The sequence below is a fragment of the Gluconacetobacter entanii genome (genome assembly GCF_013155425.1).
Classification (GTDB): Bacteria; Pseudomonadota; Alphaproteobacteria; order Acetobacterales; family Acetobacteraceae; genus Novacetimonas; species Novacetimonas entanii.
On record NZ_JABJWD010000027.1, the window covers coordinates 1 to 19341 of the forward strand.

Consider the following 19341-nt stretch of genomic DNA (forward strand, 5'->3'; position numbering starts at 1 on the left):
TCCACGAACTGTTGCCATGGAACTGGAAACCCGTGAATACACTGCACAGACAGGCCGCATAATCAAGGCGGCCCAGAGCGGCCGGTTACGGTCAGTCGTTCAGGTTGTCCTTGAGCGCCTTGGCAGGCGTGAAGGCCAGCTTGCGCGAGGCCGCGATCTGGATGGTCGCACCTGTGGCCGGGTTGCGGCCTTCGCGGGCGGCGACGTCCCTGACCTTGAACTTGCCGAAGTTCGGCAGGGTGATTTCATCACCCGCTTTCGCAGCTTCGGTCATCCATCACAGCGCGGGCGACGACGTCGAAGGGGACGGAAGGGAAGGCGCACCTGACGCCGAGCCCGAGGAAGAAGACGGATTGAAGCCGCTTTCCGATCGCCTGCTGACCGAACTGACGGCCTGGCGCACGCTGGCTCTGCGCGATGCGTTTGCGGCCAATCCGCATATCGCGTTGACCGAACTGCTCCACACGCTGGTGCGTGACGTCTACTGTCAGGTCTCGGGCGCGGACTGCCTGGAAGCCTATGTCCGGGAAATCCCGCTGTCGATCCATTCCCCCGACATGCCGGGCAGTATTCCGGCCCACGCACTGCGCCAGCGCAACGAGGGCTGGAAGCACGATCTGCCGGAGGACGAGGACGCACTCTGGCAGTGGCTGGATGGGCTGGACGATACCAGCCGCCTGGTCTTGCTGGCGCATTGCCTGTCTTTTGGGATCAATGCACTGCATGAATCATCCCATGGTCCGTCTCTGGCACGTAGCGTCAGGGAGCGGCTGGCCCGCGCCGACCGGCTCGCCATCGCGCTCCGGCTCGACCTGGCCGAAGCGGGCTGGCAGCCGACGGTGGAGAATTATCTCGGCCGTGTCACCAAGGCGCGCATCCTCGAAGCCGTGCGTGAAGCGCGCGGTGACGAGGCTGCTGACCGCATCGCACATTTGAAAAAGGCCGACATGGCGCAGGCTGCCGAGCAGCTTCTGGACGGTTCGGGCTGGTTGCCAGAGGCACTGCGCACGAAAGGACTGTTCGCGCAGATGAAAAATGACGAAGTCCCCGATTACTCAGCAGATGGGCCTGCGGCGGTTGCTGCGGAATAGCATTTCCTTGAATGAAAATGGCGGCTTCCGGTCTCCGGGAGCCACCATTTTTCATACTGTCATGTTACTTGGCAGTGCTTCTGCTTACGCCTCATCTCAGTCATTCGATCGGTTTTTTGGGCTGCTGGGACCGGACGTAGCCTTAAGGCACCCATTCCTGGCGTGATTACGATTACGGTGAAACCTGTTGTTGCTAGCCCATGATGACCTCACATGTTTTTGGATATTGCCAATCTCCCCTCCGGAGGCATAAAATAGACACAGGCTTACAGGCAGAATTGTTGTCCGGCTTCGAGACATATGTACCAATGTTAGGAGAGCTCTTGTGCTTCCCTGATACTTATTGCGGTTTGTCTGTTTTAATCAGATCGCCCATTGTTCGCGTAGGAGTGCCTGTAAGCTTTTTTATTTGAGAGTGGATGTGTCTCATTTAGCCAAATTAAAATCTGCCACCTCTAGAAAGGAGCTTGCTCTGATCTTGGGGTATAAGCCTAAGAGCATGACTGCGATCGTTTACAAAACGCCAACCGCCGATAAGTATGCGACGTTTGATATAGATAAGAAATCTGGTGGGAAGCGGACGATTAAAGCTCCTGCTCCCAAGCTCAAGAATCTACAGTCGCACCTTTCTCACGTGCTCTATCAATGTCTTGCAGAGATTGACAGAGCACGTGATGCAAAGCCAATTTCTTTCGGATTTCGTCAGGATCGCTCAATCACCGAAAACGCTTCACGCCATAAAAGACGGCGATGGGTGCTTAACTTAGATTTGGAAGATTTCTTCCCATCATTTAATTTCGGGCGAGTGCGAGGATTTTTCCTTAAGGATAAGGCGTTTGATCTCCATCCGGAGGTGGCGACGACAATAGCGCAGATTGCATGTGACGGAACCGCCCTGCCACAGGGAAGCCCATGTTCGCCTGTTATCTCGGAGCTGATAGCTCAGATTCTAGATATGCGCCTTGTTCGGTTGGCCAAGAAACATGGCGTAACCTATACGCGCTATGCAGACGACATTACGTTCTCCACCAGCCAGAAAGATTTCCCAGCGGGCCTAGCCCAAGTCGACGAGAGCGATCCTTCAGTGTGGCACCTCAGCGACGAACTCACGCGTAAAATCGTCACGTCGGGGTTTGCAATTAACAATGCTAAAACCCGAATGAATTTTCGCGGCAGCAGGCAAATAGTCACAGGTTTGGTGGTCAACGAGAAAGTCAACATTCGCAGCGACTATTACCGTCGCGCTCGCGCTATGTGCGACACGCTGTTTCAGACGGGTCAATATTACAAAGCTGTTATCAAACCAGATGATGCGGACGAAGAGCCGAAGCCGGAAGTCACCAGCAATCTCAACCCGCTTCAAGGCATTCTTGGACACATTTACGCAGTCACTCAAAGTGCAGAGCGCAGGGAAGTCTCTGAGCAGCGGCAGAACCCACGTGCGATCCGCAAGCTTTTCCGTCGTTTTCTTTTTTACAAGTACTGTATAGTTCTAAATGAGCCCTTGATTGTCACCGAAGGCAAGACCGATCCTGTCTACTTGCGCGAAGCTGTCAAAAGTCGTGTCAAATTTCAACCAATGCTCGGCGCGCATGGAAAGGATGGTTTCAAACACGCCGTAAGGTATTTCAATTACGGTGGCCTAGCTCATGAGGTGATGGATTTAGGTGGAGGCACCGGTGATTTAAAATCGATTCCGCTTGATTATCTGCGCAATCTTAAGCCCTCGAAAGGGACACATAAACCGTTTGCGTATAAACCGATGAAATATCCAGTAATTATTGTACTTGACAACGATGATGGCCTCGCAGCGGTAGCAAGTACTGTTAAAAAGAATTTTGGAACCGAGATCGACAAAAAATCAACCCAAGACTTTTATAATGTAATTGATAATCTCTATATCGTGAAAACTCCTGAAGATGGCTCAAAAAATACTTGCATTGAAGACATGTTTCCAAAGGAGTGGCGTGAATACAAAATTAACGGCAAGAAACTGAATACCGCCAGCAAGATTGATCCCTCAAAAGATTTAAGCAAGGAGGCTTTCGCAAAATCAGTCGTTAAGGCTAACGCAGACAAGATTGATTTCTCTGGGTTTGATCCTCTGTTGGAGCGCATTTGCAAAGCAGTCCAACACTATGCTGCTAAGTCCTGATGGTAATTCACCCCGCCGGATTGTGTCTTCAAACCTGTCAATTCGGGGCTTGGATGGCAAGGATGAGGCGTAAAGCCGTCAACGCCGCTTTAGTAAGGGCCTGTCTGTTTCAAGAGTTAAGCCGACAGGCAGCCGACGCCCTCGTTGCAGACATGAAATATGAAGGTCTACATTCCCATTAGCAGACGTGACCCAATTCATCGCGCAGAAGGTAGCATGAGCGGTTACGGCCTTATGATTTTGTGGCGTTCTCTCGGAAAGTAAGCATTCTTAGGTATCAGAAGAAACGCCAAAAACTTCACTTGTCGACATTTGGAATTACCAAAATAAAATAAAAGAAAACACGAATGAACTATTGGAATGAGGGAAGATATATCTACACTCACTATCTAGCCGACACTTGATGTCGGGATAAATTTCAATATAATTAAGATTTAAAAATTCATATCGAGGAAATTATGAATAAGTTACGCCAATTACTTCATAGAGCACGAAACGGAAATGCAATTCTTTTTTGTGGTGCAGGCCTGACGGCTGACTGCTTAAATTTCGACGAAGATTCTACAGTTGGCGTAACTGTACACTTGCTAAAACTCTTGAACGAGGATTTGAAAGCGGGTGGAAAACAGAGTGGTTTTAAAGATATTAGGAACGCGGCAAAGCGTTATAAGAGTGATCTTGGAAGTCACCGTTTAATGCAGCGTCTAAAAGATCGGTTTCAACTGAAAAAGGAATCCTTATCTATTGTGGAGATCGTTGGATATCCTTGGGCCGCAATCTACACCACAAATTACGATAACGGGATCGAGTTAGCCTTGCACAGCGCAGGAAAAAAATACTCTTCTTTAAATAATTTAGAGGATCCTAATGAAACAACCACGGGTACACCAGTCATTCACTTGCACGGATTTGCCGATGCGTGGACCGACGCGACGTTCGAGCAGAGTTGCGTTCTCGATGCGGACTCTTACCGTTATCTTTCGGGCGTTAGTAATTGGCTAAAACGTCTGCGTTTCGACCTCGAATATGCAGAACTGGTTGTATTTATAGGGTTTAGTGCTGCGGATTTTCATCTTAATCAAGTTTTTTTTGATTCTTCAGGTCTCAGAGAAAAAGCCTTTTTTATCAATCGTCCCTCTTCAGATCCAGATCCAGATCCAGACGAGCGGATGACACAAGAAGAGTTTGGTGAACCCCTTTATATCGGGAGACAAGACTTTGCACAGCTTGTAACGGAGACACTCCAACAGGAGGGGCCAATTGAGCCTAAACTTGCGTCATTTCATCGATATCAATCACCTAAGCCGAGTGCATCTGTGCCGCCAGTCCAGGACATTGAAGATCTCTTTATTTGGGGGCGGGTAGTCGACGAGCACCTGAAGCGTGACTACGATCAGTCCAAATCTGATTATCATGTCCGTCGCAAAGAAGTTGAAGATATTCAGAGCCATTTAGAATCTGACGGAAGAATTGTTCTTCTGAACGGTGAAATTTGCATCGGAAAGAAGCTAGTTGTGTGGGGAGCTATGAATGGGCTTTCCGCTGGAAAGCCGGTCTTTGCACTTCGCCATTCCTATTCTGGTCTGGTTGATGAGGCATGTTCTATAATTTCAAGTTATCCAAATGCTGTGCTCGTGGTCGAGGATTGCTTCAGCCTCCATGCGAGTCACCTATTAGGATTAGCTCGGCTGATATCAGCGAGTTCGGGTCGACTAATTCTCTCTGCACGCAGCATTTCGACCGAGGCAGAGTCTGTGAAAGTTAGGGACCTGCGCGCTATCCCATCACTTCTGGAAATAAATATTGGTAGGCTTCATTCGGAGGAGGTCGATCCCCTAATTGCCCTAATTGACCAAATTGCGGGCTGGCGAGATTTCCGAGCGCTGTCGCCATCCGACCGACGCCGGTTTGTCGAGGTAGATTGCAACGGTGTTATTCCGAGCGTCCTATTGCGCCTGCTTAAATCAGACTATGTGCGAGGAAAATATCGCGAGGAATATAACAAAACAAGTTATCTTGACGTGCATGATCGCAAAATGATCATCGCTGTGCTGTTGATTGCGAACATAGGATTTGATGCACCGATTTCGTTCATAAGTGATCTATTTGAAGAAGATTTTCTATCTGTATTAAAGCGTGCATCAATTCATGGCGATGCGTTCAAACTTGTGCGAGCAGAGGCAGGCATGGTGCGGACAGTTCCTTCTATAGGCGCGCGCACCCTACTCGGGAGTGTCGTCGAGGCGCGAGATATCGTGAATACAACGATTTACGTCCTTGAGAAGATGGCGCAAGAAATTAGGAGAAGTGATTTCCAACAACATGTATTTTTACAGTTGATGCGTTACTCTATTTTAAGCTCTGTCGTATCAGACAAGACAGAAATAAATCGCTTTTTCGATCACATTTCAAAAATTCAATATTTCAGAGAAATGCCACTTTTCTGGTTACAATGGCATATTGCCCTCTGCGCAGAGGAACGTTGGACTAAGGCTGAGGATTATCTGGATATGGGGTATACTGCAGCTCAGGCCTATGAAAAGAAGAGGGGTGAAAAATACAATAGAAAACAGTTGGATGATAGAAAAGCCAAATTCTTGGCTGCGCGAGCCATTTCTATAATGCGCTCTGGTCCGGAGTTATTTAGGGATATGAAAACGGCTATAGATATAGTCGGACGTTTAATACGCGACTCTGAAATAACTCATCATCCTTACGAGACTCTTCTGGACATCGTCCGAGCGTTACAGTCGAGAAAAAATACACTTCTGGACGAACAAAGTAAAATTCTTACAAAACAACTAGAATATATATTTACTCAAGCTAAAGACAGACTTTCTATTGTCGCAGAAGGGTATCAGCGCTCACATGCTGATGGCAGCATTAAGCAAATTGAAGCCGCTATAACCGGCTGAGGAGACAATGTGCGTACGAGACAATTCATATCAGAGTATTAAAAAGCACTCCGCGATTGGCTTGAATAGGTGCCGTAGCCGTCATCAACACCAAGTGTTGGGAATGGCGGTTTTCGGTAGTTATGTTCCGAAAAGTCCCCTTCCGCTTATCCCCTATTTAACCATAGCACCCGTCATGAGGTGAGGGTTGGCGGGAATAGACTATTGGGGCAAATTGACGGCAGCTATATCAGTGATCCTGCGATTTATCGCAGGATCACAAGTTTTTTAGCTTCATTTTATATGATTTGAACTCTTGCACCGTCCAAGCTCTCGCTAACGGCGCTGATAATTGCTGCATCATCGCATGGAACGCCGTCATACCAATCTCCGGGGATCTCGATGTATGTACCGGGTGGTGGACTACCACCTTTTCTAGGCATCCACTCTCATTCAGGTACGCGTCGGCGTTAATATGGGGGCCAAAAAAATTATAGTTCATCTTCGATGACTTACATCTCTTAAAAAGAGATTTTTTGCAGGTAAATTGAAATTTCTGCAACCAATATCTATTAACTCAATGTGCCTAAGATTCTAAATTTCAGGCGTAAACCATTCCGTATTTTCAGAGGCTTGCGTCTTTTTGAGGTTGGTGAGCGAGACCCCGGCAGACAGGTTCGAAGGATGCAGAACGGCAGGTATCAGCGTGAACTGACGTTGCAGGTATTGCATCGGAACGGCGTATGATGGGTCGATAGCTGTCATGCACGTGCATGCTGCGAATGGCTGATTTCTCTCACCTTTATCCCGATACCCGACTATCAGCTTTCCCCGCATGGCAGTCGTGATTTCCGATAGGTGACGGGAATGCTGCGTTCCGGGATGAGGGGCTGGGTGTTTCTGCGGTCGGATGGGATCCCGCGTGGGAAGCGGTGATCAGAGGAAGAGGGTGGCTTCGCCTTCTGTGCCGAATAACCGGCATCAGAGGAGAGTTTTCCATGACCACGACCACCATCCTGTCCCCTGCGTCCCGTGGTGCCGCGTCTGGCGGCTTCCGGATTGATCCCTCCCGTGGCGAACGCAGCGCCCGCGTATCGTCCGAGTGGTTCTCGCGCCCCGATGACGAGCGCTACCTGTCCCTGTCCGACCTGCATGCCGCCACACTGGCACGGGCGGATCGGGCCACGGCCCGCACTGTCGAGAGTCGCGCAATTCGCGTCGAGGCCTCGCGCGACAATGTCGAACGTCTGACCCTGACCGTGCCAGGACAGCATGAGCCGATTGCACCCACACACTGGTCCTTCGGCCAGATGTGCAGCCTGGTCAGCGCGCCGTCCTCCTATCTGCGCAATCTCCCGGCTCCGCTGGCGGCGATCAATCTGCAGCACGGGCTGCTGTCGCACCGCGCCGAACTGGTGAAAATGTTGGAGACCGAGGACGGGCGAGTGGAACTGCGCGCCGTGACCGGCCCTGATTACGGCCGCATCTGGGACCACGAACTGGTCGGTGCGGTAAGGAGGATCGCCGGCGACGGCACGGGTGACACCAACTGGAAGGTGCCGGGTGTCATCGACTGGGCCACCATGCGCGGGGGCCGATACCGGCTGCTATATCGGCGCGAACCGCAATGTGATCGGTAAGGTGACGTATAGCTGGTAATGGCTGCAAATATTAACTGTCAGTTATGCAATTAGCGCATGATGCAGCGGAGGTATCCTATACAGACGATCCATCCCGGCAGGAAATAACAGCGCGCGGCAGCCGCCGTCCGATATTTTTGGACGGGTTCATGCAACATACTGATTTAACTATACTTTCCGAAGAACTCAGAAAGCATGTCGCATGTGTCCCGACGGTGACATACGAAATATCGGCCACATCATACGCAACTTGAACATGCGAATGATTATTATTACAGGACATGAAAACAGCGGGAGATACGATGCACGACAAGGCAAAGCCCCGTGCGTCGATCTCCTTGGAGGCGGTGCCCGTGTCCTACGCGGACAAGATTTTTTTGGAAGTCCTTGAAAGCAACAGACGCCATCTTGTCGCGCTGGCGGCACGGGTTGTGGGCTGCGCATGGCGGGGCGAGGAAATCGTGCAGGACGCCTATATCCGCATCATCCGCGCCGGGGCCGCGCCACAGGACATCCAGCACCCGCTGGGTTACCTGAAACGGGTGATTTTCCGCCTCGCCATTGATGCACGCCGGGCAAAAGCCGTTGAACGTGCCTATGCGCAGGCCATCAGTTCTCCCGACAGACGAACCACATGCACTGACGGGGCAGGGGACGTGGATATCCCGCGCCCCGATGCCATCGAAATCCTGACGCCCGAACGCCAGCTTGCCAGCCAGGATGAACTCCGCCGCGTGCTGGTCTGCCTTGACGGCCTGCCCCCGCGCACCCGCCGCGCGTTTGAACTGAGCCAGCTCTATGGCCATAAACAGCGTGAAGTGGCCGAGATCCTCGGCGTCAGTTCCCCGCGCGTGCACGCCATGCTCCGGCAGGCCTTCCAGCGGATTACCGCGCAGCTTGGTGAAGAATGAAGCCCCGCCTGCCGGTGTTAATTTCCATGCAGTTCAATCGTCAGACAGAAAGGGAGATGTGAAAGCGCATGTCCTGCCTGCAAAGCATATGGGCCCATGACCGACATTCCCCCGCCTGACGCTGCCGATACGGCCCTTTCGTTCCTTCTCCGTGTGCAGGATGATCCCGGAAATGACTGCCTGAAGGCTGAACTCCAGCAATGGCGGCAGGCGGATCCTGCGCATGAACGGGCATGGCAGCAGGCATTGCGGGTCCGCCTGCTTGGCCAGATGGCCCTGCAGGGCGCGACACAGGCACAATCCCCGTCAAAGCCCACGCCCGACAACCTGCATCGTTTCCCGGTCCGCAGATGGCGGGCGGGGCCGCTGGCAACTGCGGCGGCAGCCGCCATTGTCCTTGCCTGCGCGCCTTCGCTGCGCCTGTGGTTTCAGGCGGATTACACCACGACAACAGGCCAGACGCGTCAGATTGCCCTGGATGATGGTAGTCACGTGACCCTGGACAGCGCATCCGCCATTGCCGTGCACATGCAAGGCGATACACGCCGGGTCGTGCTGCTGAAAGGGGAGGCTCTGTTTCAGGTAAAGCATGATCCCCGGCGGACCTTCGTGGTGGAGGCCGATGGCATGGTGTCACGCGATATTGGCACGGTGTTTGACGTACGCAGCGGAGCCGGACACGTCGTGCTGGGGGTTGGTGAGGGCACGGTCGGGCTGCGCGCACCACAGGCGGGAATAGCAGCCGAGCAGACCGTCAATGCCGGTGAACAGATCGATATTACGGAAAAGACCGGGGCCGTTCGCCGCTCCGCCATTTCACCCGACAGTGTCGGATCATGGAATTCAGGCCTGTTTGGTGCCAGTGCGGTCAGTGTTGCAGATATGCTGGGTATATTGCGCCGCCATTATCCCGGCTATGTCATCGTGCGCGGAGCCATACCCGCCAGCAGGCTGGTGGGCGGCGTATATGACCTGCAACACCCGGCCGACAGCCTGCGCATGCTGGTTACATCATCCGGCGGGTCCATGCGCGAAGTGGCGGGACGTATTCTGGTTATCAGCTTTCCCGGTTGATCCGGCGCGGACAGCCGGCAAAGCAGTCCTGTCCTGCACAAAAAAGTCCCTGAACGTGCAACCGCTATTAAATTCCGCTGGCGTGGCCCGTCATGTTTTGTGAGACGAATTGATCTTAATTCGCATTTGCAAGACGGCAGGCAACATTTCCATGGCAGCAAGCGTTGATATCCCCACCGCTACAGGCACCCGGTTCCGTCATATTCTGCTGACTGCAGTGGCCTTTTCTACATACGGAAGCCTGACATGCGCGGGTGCGCTGGCCGCACCATCTGCCGGGGTCAACACTGGCACGGTCCTGTCCTTCCATATCGCGCAGAAACCCCTGCGTGATGCGCTGGTGGAGCTGGGCACGCAGGCCCGCGTACGCCTGATCTTTGCTGCCGACAGCATACCGAATATCACGGTCGCCCCCCTGAACGGCACGTTTTCGGTGCCGGACGCAATCGGGCGACTGCTGGGTGGGACAGGACTGACATTTTCCAGCCGGGACGGCGCGTTCTACATCCAGAAAGCTGCGACCGCCAGCATCACGCTCGGACCCGTGCGGGTGGGCGGCACCGTGGCGCATGAAAGTGCCACCGGACCCGGCGTAGGCTACGTGGCGACCAATACCCTGACCGGGTCAAAGACCGACACGCCCATTATCGAGATACCGAACTCGATCCACGTCATTACCAAACAGCAGATGATCGACCAGCAGCCCCAGAACGTGATGGAGGCGCTGCGCTACACCCCCGGCGTGCATGTGGAGGGGCTGGGCGGCTTCGCCAATGGCGTGGGCAGTGGATACAATAACGGCAGTATCGTGCAGCGTGGCTTTGCCACCGCGCAGTTTGTCGATGGCATCCGGTCATATTCCAACAGCGCGGGGGAGACCGCGTTCCTTGAGCGTATCGAGGTCATGAACGGCCCGGCCTCGGTGCTGTATGGCCAGACCACACCGGGCGGCCTGATCGGCATGAGCCTGAAGAAACCGACCGATACCCCGCTACGCAATGTCACCCTTGGCTTTGGTAACTGGGGGCGGTACGAGGCCACGTTTGATGTCAGTGACAGGGTCACGAAGTCCGGGAACGTGCGCTACCGCATTGCCGGTATTGGCGTAACCCAGGGCACGCAGACCAACTATATCGACTATCACCGCGTGGGCGTCCTGCCCTCCATTACATGGGACATAGACCACAAAACATCACTGACCCTTCTGGGCAGCTATATGTACACACCAGGCGATGGCATCAACATGACGCAGCTTCCGCCCAGCGTGCTGCTTGATACCAACGGTTATGGCCGCATTCCCCGCAGCCGCTTTCTGGGTGACAGGAACTGGAACGAGTCAGGCCAGACGGATGCCATGTTTGAATACCAGTTCAAGCATACTTTCAACCGCTGGATCGACTTCAGCCAGACCATGCGTTTTGAAAGCTCGAAATTTCGTGACAGGGTGCTCATGCGCGGCGAAGGCATGGTGACGGACCAGCTATATGCCCGTTCCCCCGTCGAGAGCGACTGGCCCAGCACCACCATCGGACTCGATACGCGCGTAAGCGGTAAACTGCCGATTGGCCCGGTTACGAATACCTGGGTGGTTGGCACGGATTTCCGTCAGTACACCAGCGCGGACAGGTCGCAGACCGACCACACGGGTGGCAGCAACGGTTATCCGGGGCAGGATGGCTATACGCTGGTCAATGTCTATAACCCGCAGAGCAATTACGTGCCCTGCATGGACATCCATTCCGCAAGCTGCATTGTTACCGGCTACCAGAGCCACCAGCGCTATTTCCAGGAAGGCATCTATTTTCAGGACCAGCTTAAATACAAGGGGCTGTCCGTTATCCTTGGCGGCCGGCAGGACTGGGTGAATTATCATGGCTATACCGCGCAGACGAGCAACGAGAACGCCACCCATACCTACACCTATACCCGCACCAGTGCCCTGCCACGGCCGCAGGCGGCCTTCACATGGCGCGCGGGGCTGGTATACCAGTTCAAATTTGGCCTTGCGCCCTATTTCAGCTACTCCACTTCCTTCGTGCCGCAGAGTTCGCGCAATTGGCAGGGCAACCTGTTTCCGCCGCTGACCGGCAAGCAGCTTGAAGCAGGGCTGAAATACCAGTCGCCTGACCAGAAAATATTTCTGCAGGCCGCCGCTTTCCGGATCGAAGAGGATCATTACCTGATTACCGACCCTGACCACCCGAATTTTTCGGCTGACGCAGGACGTGTGCGCTCGCAGGGCTTCGAGCTTTCGGCCAATGCCAACTTCACCCGCGACCTGCGCTTCATGGCCTCCTATACCTATGATGCCGCGACCTATCTGAGCACCAACCTGAGCGATGTGCAGGAATATCCCAACGGCACCACAGGCGGTACGATATCAGAAAAAGGAAAATACATAGGCGAGGGGATTCCCCGCAACATGGCCTCTGCCTTTCTGGATTACACGCTTCCCACGCGTTATCTCAAGGGCTTCGGCATCAATGGCGGCGTGCGGTATAACGGCTTTACCTATTCCGATGACGTGAACAGCTTCAAGGTGCCTGCCTATGTCCTGTTCGATATCGGCGCGCATTACGATTTTGGGCAGGCCACCCCCATCCTGAAGGGATTGCGGGGACAACTGTCCATCTCCAACCTGACCAACAAATATTACATCACCTCATGTGGAGGTACTTACTCATGCTATATCGGGCAGGGTCGGCGTGTTTACGGCAACCTGAGCTATAGCTGGTAAAACCATACTGAAAAAACGGTTCATCCCATCGTCATTTCCTGCAGGAGGTGCCCGTCATGAACCGCATGCAGTCTTCATATACGGACGTCCTGCGTGCCCTGTGGCGTCTGCAACGTCCTGTTACGCTGGGGGCGACGCTTGTCGGCACGGCAGGCGTGCTTGCAAGCGCATGGCTGCTGTCAGGCATCAATGATACCCTGCATGCGCCCGACAGGCTGAACCCAGTTCTGGCGCTGAAACTTGCAGGGCTGGGCCATGCCCACAAGGTCAGGCTGGAGCAGGGCCGTTTCAGCACCACCGACCTTTCCACCGGACGGCGCAGGCGTCTGGTGCAGGCGCTTGCTGAACACCGGCCAGTCCTGATGCTGGACGAGTGGGCAGCCGATCAGGACCCGGTTTTCCACCGTATTTTCTACACTGAAATCCTGCCTGAACTGAAATCGGCAGGGCGAACGCTGATCGTCATCTCGCATGATGACCACTATTTCGCGGCGGCTGATCATATCATCCATCTGGATGAAGGGCGCATCATAAACGACAGCCACCCGACCGGAACGGGGCAGGGGAGGCATGCCACGCGGGCACAGGGACGCCATCCATCGGAAACAGGCACCATGGTCCCGCCGGTAATATAAAAATCGGGTTTCTTATGAAAAAATCTGCCGCTGGCTCGTCTTTATAACAGAGGCGACATTCAGGTCGGTCCGCTGGCAGGACAACAGGGCCGGACGCCTGCTGATTTTTTTCGGCGCAGTCAGGGGCAAGACACAATGGAACAGGCTGGAGCCAGTGTAGAATTAAATTGCAACTCATTCTCAAAATCATTATTAAAATGATGGTCCCCATGACACCCCGCGCCCTTCGTCGATGGTTCAGCGTTCATAAGTGGACCAGCCTTGTCTGCACCGTCTTCCTTCTGATCGTATGCGTAACCGGATTGCCGATGCTGTTTTCCGAGCAGATATTCGATACTTTCGTCGGTGATGACGACCCGCCTTACGAAAGTTTGCCTGCGGATATACCGAATGCCAGTCTCGATGTAATCGTGCAGAAGGCGAGGGCGCTCTATCCGGGTCAGATCATCACCAGTGTCAATCCGGATGACGATGAACCGGCGGTGCTGGTCTCCATGGCTCCAAGCTGGCAGGCCCTGAAGGACGACGAGAACCATCCCGACCGCCATTCCGGTCACTGGATCAAGTTCGACGCCCGCACGGCCAAAATGCTGAAACAGTCCCGCCCCGCCGATGCCCCGAAAGAGCCGCGCACCTGGACCGGCATCATCATGGGCATCTGCAACCGGCTGCATGTCAGTCTGTTTGCTGGACTACCCGGCCAGCTGTTTCTTGGCCTTATGGGTGGCGCGTTCGGCGCCTCTCTCATTTCCGGTACGGTGCTGTATGGCCGCTTCATGAAGCGGCTGCCGTTTGGCTCGGTCAGGCGGGATCGGGCGTCACGGCTGACGTGGCTTGACCTGCATAACCTGCTGGGGGCCGCCACGCTGGTCTGGGCAACGGTGGTGGGCTTTACCGGACTGGTCAACGAACTCCAGACCCCGCTGTTCGGGCTGTGGCGCGTGACCGATGTGCGCCAGATCCTCAAACCCTACGCCAATTTGCCAGTGCCGTCGCAGGAGCATCTGTCCTCCGTGCAGGCCGCCTTTGACACGGCGGCCAAGGCGACTCCCGGCAATGAAGTCACGGGTCTGTCCTTCCCCGGCGCGTCCTTTGGCAGTCCGGTGCATTACGTGCTCTGGACGCGTGGTGCGACACCCTTGCGAGCACGTCTGTTCACGCCGGTGCTGGTCGATGCCCGCACGGGCGAACTGACCGGGGCCTATCCCATGCCGTGGTATCTGCGCTTCCTCGAAATCTCCCGTCCGCTGCATTTCGGGGATTATGGCGGTATGCCGCTGCGCATCCTCTGGGCGCTGCTCGATGTGGTGGTGATCGGCGTGCTGGTCAGTGGTCTGGTGCTGTGGGTCGTCAAGCGCAGGATCGCCACCGATGTCCGTCTGCGGGCGCTGGGTTACGACCTGGATGACGCGGACGATGCGACTGCCCCTGTCCTGACGACGGAGACGGTCCGATGAATGCCGTCTCTCCCGAAATCCCCATGCCACCTAATCCTGTTTCAGCATCCCGTCCGTCCGTCGCCGTCTGGCCATGGCCGATCGCGTTAGGCGCACTCACCATCTTCGGGCTGCTCTCCGCCCTGCTGGGCCAGCATGGCATCTGGCTGGTCCTGTGCTGGGCTGCCCTCTCCATTCCTCTCATCGTGACGGTCGCCTGCGTCCTGCGGGCATGGTGCTGCACACCGTCTGTCAAAGGAGGTCAGTCATGACCCCGATCTCGTTCTCCCCATGGAACATGTTCTTCAATGCCGGGCCTGTGGTCCGGTGTGTGATGATCCTGCTGAGCGTGGCCAGTCTGCTGACATGGACGATCTTTATCGCCAAATCGGTCGAACTGCTGCGTGTGCGACTCAAGCTCAAGAAAGCCGAAAAAGCGCTGGAAGAGGCCAATACGCTGGACCTTGGCGAGGAATGGACACGCGGCAATTCCTCCATCGCCCATACGCTGGTCATGGCCGCCGAGACCGAGCGCACACGCTCTGCCGACATTCCCGATGACAGAGAGGGGCTGAAGGAACGCATCATCCTGCATCTGGAACGGCTGGAGGCGGCCGAGGGGCGCAGGCTCATGCGTGGCACCGGCGTTCTGGCCACCATTGGCGCGACCTCGCCTTTCATCGGCCTGTTCGGCACGGTCTGGGGTATCATGACGTCCTTCACCGGCATTGCCGCCAGCAAGGCGACCAGTCTCGTCGTGGTCGCGCCCGGTATTGCCGAAGCCCTGCTGGCAACGGCGCTGGGTCTGGTGGCCGCGATCCCGGCGGTGGTGATCTACAATCATCTCGCCCGCCAGACGGCCTCGTGTCGCGCACAGGTTGCCGACCTCACAGCGCTGGTGATGCGTCTGGTCTCACGCGATCTGGGCCGCACGCAGATGCTCATGGCCCAAGGTAATATCGTGCGGCTTGGGCCGCAGGCGCGCGATGTCCGCACGGCAGCGGCGGAGTGAGCCGTCATGATCCGCATGCGTCACACCGATGAAAGCCCGCACGAAGCTAGCGAGATCAACGTCACCCCGTTCATTGACGTGATGCTGGTGCTACTGGTGATCTTCATGGTCACCGCCCCGCTGACCACGGTGAACGTGCCGGTGGACCTGCCATCCTCGACCGAGAAGCCGACGCCGCGCCCGGACGATCCGGTGTTCCTGACAGTGAAGGCCGATCATGGTCTGGCGCTGGGAGAGGATGACATCAGCACCGATGCTCTCCCCGGCGCGCTGGAGACCGCGACCAAAGGCAACAAGGAGGAACGCATCTTTCTGCGCGCCGACAAGACAGTCGATTACGGCACGCTGATGGGTGTCATGGATAAGCTGCGGTCTGCCGGCTACCTCAAGGTCGCACTGGTCAACCTGCAGGGGCAGGAGGAAGGCAGCGAAGCTGGCACGACAACGGTGTCGACCGGTTCCACAACCTCGGGTCGTGCTCCTGCCACGGCTCCCGCTGCGGGAGGCGCGCCGTGAGCAGCACGGCTGACATGGCGGGTACGCCACATCCTGCTGGCGTGACACAGGATACGGTCCCGCCATCTTTTGCCGAGTGGCAGAAAAGGCAGGCCCGTCTGACCCGGCGTCACGATGCGCTCCGCTGGGGCCTGTCCTTCCTCGCCGTGCTCGCCGTCAGTGGCGGGGCGGTCTGGTGGGTCATGCGCCTGCCGCCACCCGTGATGGCCGTGCCGGAACCGCCTCCCGCGGCCATTGCCATCGACATGGCCCCGGAACCCGTTTCGACACCGACGCCGCCAACGGATGCGCCGATCGGCCCGAAGCAGACCCAGTCCATTCCCGATCCGGCCCCGGTCGAGCCGCCGAAGAACACGGCCCCGCCGTCGCCCGCGCCCAATCCGCCAGTCCCGGTGCCCAAGCCCGAGAAACCGCGCAAGATCGTCAAGAAGAGCAAGCCGGTGCCAATGCTCAAAAAGCCGATCCCGGACAAAACGCCCCCGGCCGAAGCCACGACCGCCCCACCGTCCTCGGAAGCGCCGCCCGCGCCCACGCAGGCCGCCCCCGCGCCCGGTTCGTCATCGGCCCATGCGTCGCATGACCCGGTGACCTGGCAGGGTGCGTTGCTGGCGCAGCTTGAAAAGTTCAAGCGTTACCCGTCCGACGCCATGGCCGACCATCAGGAAGGCGTGCCCACCGTGACCTTCTCCATGGACCGCAAGGGTCATGTGCTCTCGGTCATACTCGCCAGCAGCTCCGGTCATGCGCTGCTGGATCAGGAAGCCATAGCGCTCCCCAAACGTGCCCAGCCTCTGCCCATTCCGCCGGACAGTGTCGCAGGCGAACTCATTACACTCACGGTTCCGGTGGAATTCTATCTCCACCACAACTGATAATTAATGGATAACAAGAGGGGGTAGCAGATGCCCGTATTCTTGAACCGTCGCCGCGCCGGGCTTGATGTCAATGGAATTCGCCCCGGCATGGGCGCGAACCGTAACGCAGTCCGGCGGCTCGAAGCCCGCTGCCAGAAAGCATGCGTCAGGGTGACCAACCTGCGTCGTGTCCTGCTACATGGGATCGTCGAGGCCGGTCCGGGCACGACGGTCACTGAAATATGGCGCACGCTGGGGCGAATGATGCAGGATCGCGCGCCCAGTCTGGCTTCCATTCAGCGTAACCTGGACCTGTTTGTTGCGCATGGTATTATGCGACGCGACGTGTCTTCCGACCATGTCCTGCGTTACCGTATTGCCCCCGTCCGCACAGGCAGGATTGCAATCACCTTTGTCGAAGCGGACACGGGACAGAAAATTCCCTGTAACGCCCCTGGGATTGCCAGTCTGCTGCGACAACTGGCTGCCCAATACGGGCTGTCCGTGCAGGGCGCGTCCATCACCGTTTCAACCACTCACCCAAACGCTACCGATGTCTTGCTGTAGCAACAGAAAAAAGCCACGAATTGGCAGGGCCACTATGCGGGCACCCGCCGGGAGCGTTGGCGCACCATTCATGCCTGATCCGAGGGAGCCTGCCAGCGGGAGGGGCGTGATCAGGCCGCTGTCAGGCACGTGGCTGGAACGTGATGTCCTGCAGGATATTACGAGGCAGGACTGATACGATACGGTCCAGATGCGGCCGGGGGCCGGTGGTGAATTATACCGCCATTGGCCCGCAAGAGGCTGCACGGGCCAGACTCATGCCTTTGACTGCCTGAACATCCAGTCGCGTGCGGCCCGGATGTAGAAGAACTTGCGCGCCGAGCCCATGTGATCAACTCCATCAAATGTCAGGAACGTGACATTGGCGTCTTTTGCAAGGTAGCCATTGACCTGATCCGTCAGCTTCTGCTGGCGATCAACAGGGAAGATGAGGGCAGGGTCAAGCTGTTCTTTCGGGCGCACGACCGTGCCCCCCGCCTTTTCCCATACCGGCACGCATTTCTCGTTCCATGGCGTGGCCTTGTCATCTTCCGAACCGGTGATGATCAGGATCTTCTGTCTGGCAAGGGGCACGACATCGACCGGCCGCTGCTGGCCCGCGATGATCAGCCCGGCGGCAAAGGTTTCCGGATGTCTGGCCATCAGCCACAGCGATGTCATGGCTCCCATGGACCATCCGGTACAGTAAACCCGTTTCGGGTCGATCTTCAGGACTTTGTCACGTCGGTCCGCCCGGTTGGGGTTGCCATAATTCCACGTGTTGCCGAGCAGGGATTCAACCAGCCGGTAGGTATTCTCCACGTCCGATGTATGTTCCCAGTAATCGTTCATGGTCGTGCGCTCGTAGCGGGGGGTAATGACCACGCATTCATGTCTGTCCTGCTCTTCAGGCAGGCTCCAGATACTGGCGATGCACTGTTCGGTCAGAGTCTGGGCACAGGTGCCATCGGGGCTGGTGCCGGAATGGGTAATGGCGAGGACAAGGGGATAGGCCCGGTTTTCGCCGCCTTCGGCCAGAAAGGATTTCGGCAGGTATATGCTGTATTCCAGCCATGCGGAACGCGTATCATCCCACCACCAATGGTTCTGTTCCCATGCATCGACGCCACGGATCGCGACCCGGTTGCCGTGATGCCCCGTGTTGCTCCATACGGTTTTGCTGGCGGCATAGGCCACGCCGCCCGTGGTTCTGACGCCCTTGTCCTGTATCAGCGTAACCCTGTCGCTATCGGTGGTGGGCAGGCTGAGGTCAGGGTCATGGGCGAACTCGGCAATGACATACCGGCCGGGAACATTTTTGCGGTCGGGGAGAAGCGCCGGGGCGTCATTGGTATAAAGGGCCGCGACAGGGCGTGGCCTTGCTTTCGCCGTCGTGTCATTCTTGTCGGGTTCTTGTGGCATGCCGGCAAAGAACCCGCTGGCGGCAGGAAAAACAGCCGCCGTGTAGGTATCCGGCGCCAGACTGGCCGGGTCAATCGCAACATCGTATTCCACTGCGATGCCGTAAACCTTCTCGCCGCCGCCCGTGACCTCGCACAGGGCGCAGATACCCTGAAGGCCGGGACTTACAGGCCTGTGGGGACCGGGACCATCCTGACCATCCGGCCCACCGGACGATGCCGCCATGAAACCGTGCCCGCCCCCTGCGGCATGGACCTGCCGGGCACTGGCGCCCATGGTGGCGGCGACACCTGCAAACATGGCGCCGGCCGCCACGAAATCGCGTCTTGATACATCGGTCATGGGTCTGTTCTCCGATCAGGGGCTGATATGATTATGAAAATACCGTCAGCGTTATAAAATGACGCGATAAACCATG

14 protein-coding genes and 3 pseudogenes are annotated in these 19341 nt (G+C 56.2%); 14 read left to right on the plus strand and 3 right to left on the minus strand.

The features are described 5' to 3' along the window. Positions 1-91 precede the first annotated feature (91 nt). Positions 92-274, minus strand: a pseudogene (locus HNH97_RS05670) (HU family DNA-binding protein); the annotation flags it as partial. Positions 275-281: 7 nt separating this feature from the next. On the opposite strand from HNH97_RS05670, the pseudogene HNH97_RS05675 reads away from it, so the two are divergent. From HNH97_RS05675 to HNH97_RS05685, 3 genes and pseudogenes are all read left to right on the plus strand, one after another. After that, a pseudogene (locus tag HNH97_RS05675) lies at positions 282-1091 on the plus strand (chromosome partitioning protein ParB); the annotation flags it as partial. A gap of 421 nt (positions 1092-1512) precedes the next feature. Then, positions 1513-3246, plus strand: a complete 1734-nt coding sequence (locus HNH97_RS05680) for a retron Ec67 family RNA-directed DNA polymerase/endonuclease (protein ID WP_218016666.1) — start codon at positions 1513-1515, stop codon at positions 3244-3246. A 458-nt stretch (positions 3247-3704) separates the two neighbouring features. Continuing rightward, entirely contained in the window at positions 3705-6161 is a 2457-nt protein-coding gene (locus HNH97_RS05685; RefSeq protein ID WP_171790194.1) for an SIR2 family protein, read from the plus strand. 573 nt (positions 6162-6734) lie between these two features. Here HNH97_RS05685 and HNH97_RS05690 read toward each other — a convergent pair. Continuing rightward, the gene (locus HNH97_RS05690; protein WP_171790195.1) at positions 6735-6905 is read right to left on the minus strand and encodes a hypothetical protein; all 171 of its coding nucleotides are present in this window, start codon (positions 6903-6905) and stop codon (positions 6735-6737) included. Positions 6906-7138: 233 nt separating this feature from the next. Between HNH97_RS05690 and HNH97_RS05695 the strand changes: the two are divergent. The 11 genes and pseudogenes from HNH97_RS05695 to HNH97_RS05745 all read left to right on the plus strand — a co-directional run. Then, positions 7139-7741: pseudogene (locus tag HNH97_RS05695) on the plus strand (DUF932 domain-containing protein); the annotation flags it as partial. A gap of 341 nt (positions 7742-8082) precedes the next feature. Then, complete coding sequence (locus tag HNH97_RS05700) at positions 8083-8691, plus strand: sigma-70 family RNA polymerase sigma factor (protein WP_216657549.1); 609 nt, start codon at positions 8083-8085, stop codon at positions 8689-8691. A 96-nt stretch (positions 8692-8787) separates the two neighbouring features. Continuing rightward, positions 8788-9765, plus strand: coding sequence for a FecR family protein (locus HNH97_RS05705; RefSeq protein ID WP_171790197.1), 978 nt, complete (start codon positions 8788-8790; stop codon positions 9763-9765). A 151-nt stretch (positions 9766-9916) separates the two neighbouring features. Next, complete coding sequence (locus HNH97_RS05710; protein ID WP_171790198.1) at positions 9917-12502, plus strand: TonB-dependent siderophore receptor; 2586 nt, start codon at positions 9917-9919, stop codon at positions 12500-12502. A gap of 56 nt (positions 12503-12558) precedes the next feature. Further along, positions 12559-13137 carry an ABC transporter domain-containing protein gene (locus HNH97_RS17715; protein ID WP_216657550.1) on the plus strand — a complete coding sequence of 193 codons (579 nt, stop codon included), beginning with the start codon at positions 12559-12561 and terminating at the stop codon, positions 13135-13137. Positions 13138-13346: 209 nt separating this feature from the next. Then, on the plus strand, positions 13347-14594 hold the full coding sequence (locus HNH97_RS05720; RefSeq protein ID WP_171790199.1) for a PepSY-associated TM helix domain-containing protein: 1248 nt from the start codon (positions 13347-13349) through the stop codon (positions 14592-14594). Beyond that, entirely contained in the window at positions 14591-14845 is a 255-nt protein-coding gene (locus HNH97_RS05725) for a hypothetical protein (protein WP_171790200.1), read from the plus strand. The genes HNH97_RS05720 and HNH97_RS05725 overlap by 4 nt, the downstream gene beginning before the upstream one ends. Continuing rightward, entirely contained in the window at positions 14842-15585 is a 744-nt protein-coding gene (gene exbB / locus HNH97_RS05730) for a tonB-system energizer ExbB (RefSeq protein WP_171790201.1), read from the plus strand. The genes HNH97_RS05725 and exbB overlap by 4 nt, the downstream gene beginning before the upstream one ends. Positions 15586-15591: 6 nt before the next feature. Beyond that, a complete protein-coding gene (gene exbD, locus HNH97_RS05735; RefSeq protein WP_171790202.1) occupies positions 15592-16101 on the plus strand; it encodes a TonB system transport protein ExbD in 510 nt (169 codons plus the stop codon). 14 nt (positions 16102-16115) lie between these two features. After that, complete coding sequence (locus tag HNH97_RS05740; RefSeq protein WP_171790210.1) at positions 16116-16973, plus strand: energy transducer TonB family protein; 858 nt, start codon at positions 16116-16118, stop codon at positions 16971-16973. A 90-nt stretch (positions 16974-17063) separates the two neighbouring features. Beyond that, the gene (locus tag HNH97_RS05745; RefSeq protein WP_244949329.1) at positions 17064-17522 is read left to right on the plus strand and encodes a Fur family transcriptional regulator; all 459 of its coding nucleotides are present in this window, start codon (positions 17064-17066) and stop codon (positions 17520-17522) included. Positions 17523-17777: 255 nt separating this feature from the next. Here the strand turns inward: HNH97_RS05745 and HNH97_RS05750 are convergent, their stop codons facing one another. Continuing rightward, positions 17778-19265 carry a prolyl oligopeptidase family serine peptidase gene (locus tag HNH97_RS05750; RefSeq protein ID WP_171790204.1) on the minus strand — a complete coding sequence of 496 codons (1488 nt, stop codon included), beginning with the start codon at positions 19263-19265 and terminating at the stop codon, positions 17778-17780. Positions 19266-19341: the final 76 nt, after the last annotated feature.

Excerpts from the sequence above, each read along its gene's own strand:
- HNH97_RS17715 (WP_216657550.1), top strand. The coding sequence starts at position 12,559 with ATGAACCGCATGCAGTCTTCATATACGGACGTCCTGCGTGCCCTGTGG.
- HNH97_RS05690 (WP_171790195.1), bottom strand. The coding sequence starts at position 6,905 with ATGACAGCTATCGACCCATCATACGCCGTTCCGATGCAATACCTGCAA.
- HNH97_RS05750 (WP_171790204.1), bottom strand. The coding sequence starts at position 19,265 with ATGACCGATGTATCAAGACGCGATTTCGTGGCGGCCGGCGCCATGTTT.
- HNH97_RS05725 (WP_171790200.1), top strand. The coding sequence starts at position 14,591 with ATGAATGCCGTCTCTCCCGAAATCCCCATGCCACCTAATCCTGTTTCA.
- HNH97_RS05685 (WP_171790194.1), top strand. The coding sequence starts at position 3,705 with ATGAATAAGTTACGCCAATTACTTCATAGAGCACGAAACGGAAATGCA.
- HNH97_RS05720 (WP_171790199.1), top strand. The coding sequence starts at position 13,347 with ATGACACCCCGCGCCCTTCGTCGATGGTTCAGCGTTCATAAGTGGACC.
- exbB (WP_171790201.1), top strand. The coding sequence starts at position 14,842 with ATGACCCCGATCTCGTTCTCCCCATGGAACATGTTCTTCAATGCCGGG.
- HNH97_RS05705 (WP_171790197.1), top strand. The coding sequence starts at position 8,788 with ATGACCGACATTCCCCCGCCTGACGCTGCCGATACGGCCCTTTCGTTC.
- exbD (WP_171790202.1), top strand. The coding sequence starts at position 15,592 with ATGATCCGCATGCGTCACACCGATGAAAGCCCGCACGAAGCTAGCGAG.
- HNH97_RS05740 (WP_171790210.1), top strand. The coding sequence starts at position 16,116 with ATGGCGGGTACGCCACATCCTGCTGGCGTGACACAGGATACGGTCCCG.
- HNH97_RS05700 (WP_216657549.1), top strand. The coding sequence starts at position 8,083 with ATGCACGACAAGGCAAAGCCCCGTGCGTCGATCTCCTTGGAGGCGGTG.
- HNH97_RS05710 (WP_171790198.1), top strand. The coding sequence starts at position 9,917 with ATGGCAGCAAGCGTTGATATCCCCACCGCTACAGGCACCCGGTTCCGT.
- HNH97_RS05745 (WP_244949329.1), top strand. The coding sequence starts at position 17,064 with ATGGGCGCGAACCGTAACGCAGTCCGGCGGCTCGAAGCCCGCTGCCAG.